Here is a 7,136-nt window from a genome sequence, read left to right on the forward strand (position 1 = left end):
CCGGACAGCACGATCGCATCCGGCCCGTTGACCGCCGCAATGTCGACACCTTCCGGAACGTCAGCCTCCGACGCCTGCACGGCCAGCATCGCCCCGCCCGGCGGCAGGGCCTGCATCAACCGGCCACGGGCAGCGACCAACGTGACCGCGTCGTCCAAGCTGAGAACTCCGGCGACGTGGGCGGCGGCGATCTCACCGATCGAATGCCCGAGCAGATAGTCCGGGGTGACACCCCACGACTCGAGCAGGCGGTAGACGGCGACCTCGACCGCGAACAACCCGGCCTGCGTGTAAACGGTCTGGTGAATCGCGTCGGAGTTGATCGCCTCGCGCAGCGGCAGGTCCAGCAGCTGGTCGAAGCGGGCACAGATCGCGTCGAACGCCTCCGCGAACACCGGGAACCGGGCCGCCAGGCCCGTACCCATGCCGATGCGCTGCGCGCCCTGACCGGTGAACAGGAACGCCAGACCACCCTCGGACACCACCGCCGACTCGGCGACGACACCGTCCAGAAGTACTGCACGGTGCTCCAGGGCCGCCCGGGTGGTGGCCAGCGACCACGCCACCGATGCCGCATCCAGGGCCGGTTCGGCCGCCACGAATTCACGCAGCCGCTCCACCTGGCCGGCCAGTGCCTCCGCCGACCGGCCCGACACCAGCCACGGCTGGACGGTTTCGACAGGCGGGGTGCCCAGCTGCGGGTCGGTGACGGCGGCCGGCTCCTCGATGATGACGTGCGCGTTGGTGCCGCTGATGCCGAACGACGACACGGCGGCGCGGCGCGGGTGGCCGTTCGGCTTCCACGGCCGGGCGGAGGTGAGCAGCTCGACCGCGCCCGCGGTCCAGTCGACGTGCGGGGTGGGCTCGTCGGCGTACAGCGTGGGCGGCATCGTGTCGTGCCGCATTGCCATGATCAGTTTGATGATGCCGGCGACACCGGCCGCCGCCTGGGAATGACCGATGTTCGACTTGATCGAACCCAGCCACAGCGGCCGGTCGGGGCTCCGGTCCTGGCCGTAGGTCGCCAGTAGCGCCTGGGCCTCGATCGGGTCGCCCAGCTTCGTGCCGGTGCCGTGTGCCTCGACCATGTCGACGTCGCCGGTGGTGATGCCCGAGTTGGCAAGCGCCTGCCGGATCACCCGCTGCTGTGCTCCACCGTTCGGCGCGGTGAGACCGTTCGAGGCGCCGTCCTGGTTGACCGCGCTGCCGCGGACCAGTGCGAGGACCCGGTGACCGTTGCGGCGGGCGTCGGAGAGCCGTTCGACCACCAGCATGCCCACGCCTTCCGACCAGCCGGTGCCGTCGGCGTCCGCGCCGAACGACTTGCACCGGCCGTCGAAGGAGAGACCCTGCTGACGGCTGAACTCCACGAATGTGTACGGGGTGGTCATCACGGTGACGCCGCCGACCAGAGCGAGATCGCACTCGCCCTGGCGCAGCGCCTGCGCGGCCAGGTGCAGGGCCACCAGTGACGAGGAGCAGGCGGTGTCGACGGTGACGGCCGGCCCTTCCAGACCGAACGCGTACGACAGCCGGCCGGACATCACGCTGGCGATCGTCCCGGTCGCGAGGTAGCCCTCGGACTCGGGCGCGGCCGCCGCCACGGTGGTGTAGTCCTGACCGTTGCTGCCGACGTAGACGCCGGTCGGCGTACCGCTGAGGGATGTCGGGTCGATGCCGGCCCGTTCCAGGGCCTCCCAGGTGGTCTCGAGCAGCAGCCGCTGCTGCGGGTCCATGGCGAGCGCCTCACGCGGGGAGATACCGAACATGTCGGCGTCAAACAGGGAGGCGTCCCGCAGGAAGCCACCCTCCCGCACGTAGGAGCTGCCGGCCCGGGCTCCCTCGGGATCGAAGAGTGCGTCGAGGTCCCAGCCACGGTCGGCCGGGAACGGCCCGACCGCATCGGTGCCCTCGGCGACCAGTCGCCAGAGGTCCTCCGGACCGGTGACCCCACCGGGATAGCGGCAGGCCATGCTGACGATGACGATCGGGTCGTCGGTGGTCGCGGTGGCCTTGAGCACCGGTGCGGTCGTGTCCGCCCCCGTCACCTGGTCCTGCAGCAGTTCGGCGATCGCGGTGGCGTTGGGGTGGTCGAAGGCGAGGCTGGCCGGCAGTGACAGCCCGGTCAGAATCTGCAGCCGGTCGCGGAGTTCGACGGCGGTGAGCGAGTCGATGCCGAGTTCCTTGAAGGCGCGGTTCGGCGGCACCCGGTCCACGTCGGCGTACCCGAGCACCGCGGCGACGGTACGCCGCACCTGACCGAGGACGGTCCGCAGACGCTCGGCGTCGCTCAGCGCGGCCAGTTCCGCGGCCCAGCGGTTGCGTTCCTGCGCCGGCTCGCTCGGTGCGGCCGCGGCGGGCAGCACAGATTGCAGCAGCGGGCTGGGCCGGGTGGCGGTGAACGCGGGTCCGAACTGCTCCCAGTCCACGTCCGCCACGGTCAGGCAGCCGGTGTCGCCGTCGATCGCCTCGGCCAGGGCCTGGATCGCCAGCGCCGGTGCCATCGGCCTCAGCCCGCGACGGCGCAGGTAGTCCTCGGCACCGTCCTCGGTGACCAGCATGCCCGCCTCGGCCCACGGCCCCCACGCGACCGCGGTTCCGGTCCGGCCCGCCGACCGGCGGGTCTGCACCAGCGCGTCGAGGAACGCGTTGCCGGCCGAGTAGGCGGCCTGTCCCCCGCTGCCCCACACGCCGGAGATCGACGAGAACACCACGAAAAGATCAAGGTCAAGATCGGAGGTCAATTCATCCAGGTGTACGGCACCCGCGACCTTGCCTCGCAGAATGCCGGCGAACTCGTCCGCGCCGGTCTGCGCGAGCAGTCCCATGCCGACGACTCCGGCCGCGTGCACCACTCCGCGCAGGTCCGGGATCCCGGCGACGAGGTCGGCGACCTGGCCGCGGTCGGCGACGTCACACGCCACCACCGAAACCCGCGCCGGCGACAGCTCGGCCACCAGATCGGCAGCACCCGGAGCGTCCATGCCCCGGCGCGAGGTCAGCACCAGGCTGTTCACACCACGGCCCACCAGCCAGCGGGCAACATGGGCGCCCAGAGCACCCGTACCGCCGGTGATCAGGATGGTGCCGTCCCACGTCCGGGGTTCGGCCGGTCCGGTGGGCACGGCTTTCCGAAGCCGCCGGACGAACACCCCCGACGACCGCACCGCCACCTGGTCCTCGTTGCCACCGAGCAGTCCGGCCAGCCTGCGTCCTTCGCGTTCGCCGACCTCAGCCGGTACGTCGATGAGGCCGCCCCACCTCTGCGGGGACTCCAGTGCCGCGACCCGGCCCGCGCCCCACACCAGGGAGCCCGACACGTCGGTCAGCGGGTCCGAACGGCCGACCGACACGGCGCCCCGGGTCACACACCAGAGGCGGGTATCCACACCGCTGTCGTCAAGGGCCTGCACCATCGTCAGCAGGCCGGCCGGCACACCGGTGCCGTCCGGTTCGTCGAGGGACAGCAGGGACACGACCCCGGCGAGACGGTCCAGCCCGGCGCTCATCGCGGCCAGTTCCTCGGCCAGCACCGTACGGTCCATGTCGTCGGGCATGACCGGAAGCTCGACGATGTCGAGGCCGGCGTCGCTCAGCGCGGCGACCACCGGATCGGCGACACCGTTGTGCGGAGTGACCACGATCCAGGAACCGCCGGCGGCCCGCGCCGGGTCGGTCACCGGCTGCCAGGTGACGTCGTAACGCCAGGCGGCGACCGCACTGGAGGCCACCCGGTCCCGGCGCCACGCCGCCAGGGCGCTGCCCATCGAAGCCGGAACCTCGGTGTTCAGGATCTCCGACAGCGCCTGGAAATCCTCGCCCTCGACCATGCGCCAGAACTCGGACTCGATCGGGTCCGCCGCCGACGCCGTGGGGAACTCCAGCGGGGTCAGCCAGTAGTGGTCACGCTGGAACGCGTACGTCGGCAAGTCGATCCGCGGCGCCGCCGGGAGAATCGCCGTCCAGTCGACCGGGACTCCGGCCGTCCACAGTTTCGCGGCCGCGTGCAGCAGGGTCTCGGTTTCGTCGCGGTCCTTGCGCAGTGCCGCGGCGTGAGTCAGATCCGGTGCGGTCAACGCCGCCATCCCGGACAGCACACCCGACGGACCCACCTCGACACACCGGGTCACACCGTTCGACGCCAGCCAGGACACGCCGTCGGCGAACCGGACGGTCTCCCGCACGTGGCGGATCCAGTAGTCGGCGGTGAACTCCTCAACCGGCTCACCGGTCAGATTCGACACCACCGGGATCCGCGGGGCCTCGAAGGAGAGCCCCGCCAGCACTACCGCGAAGTCAGCGAGCATCGGCTCCATCAGCGACGAGTGGAACGCGTGCGAGACGGTCAGCCGGGTTGTCTTGGCGAATCGGGATGCCAGTTCCTCGATCGCGGCAGCGTCACCCGAGACGACCACCGACGCCGGTCCGTTGACAGCCGCGATGTCGAGACCCCGACCGGCGAGCCCGTCCCGGCCCTCCGAGGTCGGCCCGTCGACAGCCGCGATGTCCAGGTCCAGACCGGTGATCGCCTCACGAACCTCGGCCTCCGTGGCCTGCACCGCGAGCATCGCCCCACCCGGCGGCAGCGCCTGCATCAACCGGCCACGAGCAGCCACCAACGTGACCGCGTCATCCAGGTCCAGGACTCCTGCCACGTGCGCGGCGGCGATCTCACCGATCGAATGACCCAGCAGATAGTCAGGGGTGACACCCCACGACTCCAGCAGCCGGAACACCGCAACCTCGACCGCAAACAACCCCGCCTGCGTGTAAACGGTCTGGTTGACCGCGTCGGAGTCGATCGCCTCGCGCAGTGGCACATCGAGCAGCTGGTCGAAGCGGGCACAGATCGCGTCGAACGCCTCCCCGAACACCGGATACCGGGCGGCCAACGCCAAACCCATCCCGGCCCGCTGTGCACCCTGACCGGTGAACAGGAACGCCAGACCACCCTCGGACACCACCGCCGACTCGGCGACGACACCGTCCAGAAGCACCGCACGGTGCTCCAGCGCGGCCCGAGTGGTGGCCAGCGACCACGCGGCCGAAGCCGCATCCAGGTCGGCTTCGCGCAGCCGTGCGATCTGGGCGGTCAGCGCCTCCGCCGAACGTGCCGAGACGAGCCACGGCAACGGGCCATCGACCACCGGGCCCTCGACGCCCGCAATGTCGGCGGCGACGGGGCCGGTCACGACGCCGGCCGGCTGTTCGGCGGGTTCTTCCAGGATCAGGTGTGCGTTCGTGCCACTGATGCCGAACGCCGACACACCAGCACGACGCGGCCGACCGTCGGCCTGCCAACGCCGCGACTCCCGCAGCAACTCCACCGCACCCGCAGTCCAGTCCACATGCGTGGTCGGCTCATCCACATGCAGGGTTGCCGGCAACACGTCATGACGCATCGCCATGACCATCTTGATGATTCCCGCGACACCGGCCGCGGCCTGGGTGTGACCGATGTTCGACTTCACCGACCCCAACCACAACGGCCGATCCTCAAACCGGTCCTGGCCGTAAGTCGCCAGCAGCGCCTGCGCCTCGATCGGGTCACCCAACCGCGTGCCCGTGCCATGCGCCTCCACCACATCCACATCGGCCGTGCTCAGACCGGCACCGGCCAGCGCCTGCCGGATCACCCGCTGCTGCGCCGGACCGTTCGGAGCGGTAAGCCCGTTAGAAGCACCGTCCTGGTTCACCGCACTACCGCGCACCACCGCCAGAATCCGATGACCCAACCGCTCCGCGTCACTACGGCGCTCCACCAGCAACAGCCCGACACCCTCACCCCACCCGGTACCGTCCGCCGCACCCGCAAACGACTTGCACCGGCCATCCGAGGCCAAACCATCCTGACGGGCGAACTCCGCAAACACCTCCGGACCCGTGATCACCGTGACCCCACCGGCCAACGCCAGATCACACTCACCCGACCGCAACGCCTGCACCGCCAGATGCAACGCCACCAACGACGACGAACACGCCGTATCCACCGTCATCGCCGGACCCTCAAACCCGAACGAATACGACACCCGACCCGAGATGACACTGTTCGCCGTACCGGTCAGAACGTGGCCGTCACCCGTCTCCGCGAACAACCCACCCGTGCCATAGCCAGAATTCGACGCACCCACGAACACACCCACCGGAGCACCCCGCAACGACCGCGGATCCACCCCCGACCGCTCCAACGTCTCCCACGACACCTCCAACAGCAGACGCTGCTGCGGATCCATCGCCACCGCCTCACGCGGCGAAACCCCGAACAGACCGGCGTCGAATCCGGTCGCGTCGTGGACGAATCCACCGACCTGGGCGTAGCCGGCGCCGTCCGGCACCCTCCAGCCACGGTCGGCCGGGAACGTCGACATGCCGTCATCGCCGTCGGATACGAGCCGCCACAGGTCTTCCGGCGACTCGACGCCGCCCGGATAGCGGCAGGCCATGCCCACGATCACGATGTCGTCGCCGTCGACCCGGACGGGCACCACCGGTGCGGCGGCGCCGACCGGCCCGCTCAGGCCCAGCACCTGGACCAGATGGTCGGCGAGTGCCTGCGGGGTCGGGTAGTCGAACACCAGCGACGAGCCCAACCGCAAACCGGTGGCCGCGTTGATCCCGGTACGAACCTCCACCGCAGTCACCGAGTCGATGCCCAGGTCACGGAACGCCGTACCCGCCTCCACCCGGGACGCGTCGGCGTACCCCAGAGCCTTCGCCGTCTGCGCCCGGACCAGCGCCAGCACCTCACGCCGCTGTTCGGCCGAGGAGAGACCGGCCAGGCGTCGCGCGAAACTGTCACCGGCAGTGGAGGCCGTCGCCGGTTCGGGCGCCGCGACGAGTTCGCTGAACAGTGGTGCGGGACGCTGCGCGGCGAACGTGCCCGCAAACTTCGCCCAGTCCACATCCGCGACCGTCGTGGTCACATCACCGACGTCGACGGCCAAGCCGAGCGCCTGGATCGCCAGGTCCGGGTCCATCGGCAGAAGACCACGACGCGACAGATAGTCAGCGGCATCACCTTCCACCGCCATACCGCCGGAAGCCCACGGACCCCACGCCACCGCCGTACCAGCCCTACCGGCCGCACGACGCGACTGCACCAAAGCATCCAGAGCAGCATTGCCAGCCGCATAAGC

General features: G+C 70.3%; 1 protein-coding gene and 1 pseudogene. Both read right to left on the minus strand.

Going from position 1 to position 7,136, the window contains the following annotated elements; genetic code table 11:
* Window positions 1-7,025: type I polyketide synthase (locus tag AB0G04_RS44055; RefSeq protein ID WP_360996691.1), on the minus strand; the 7,025-nt coding region annotated here is incomplete at its 3' end.
* A gap of 27 nt (window positions 7,026-7,052) precedes the next feature.
* A pseudogene (locus AB0G04_RS44060) lies at window positions 7,053-7,136 on the minus strand (KR domain-containing protein); the annotation flags it as partial.

The sequence above is a fragment of the Actinoplanes sp. NPDC023801 genome, from assembly GCF_040639655.1.
Taxonomy (GTDB): Bacteria; Actinomycetota; Actinomycetes; order Mycobacteriales; family Micromonosporaceae; genus Actinoplanes.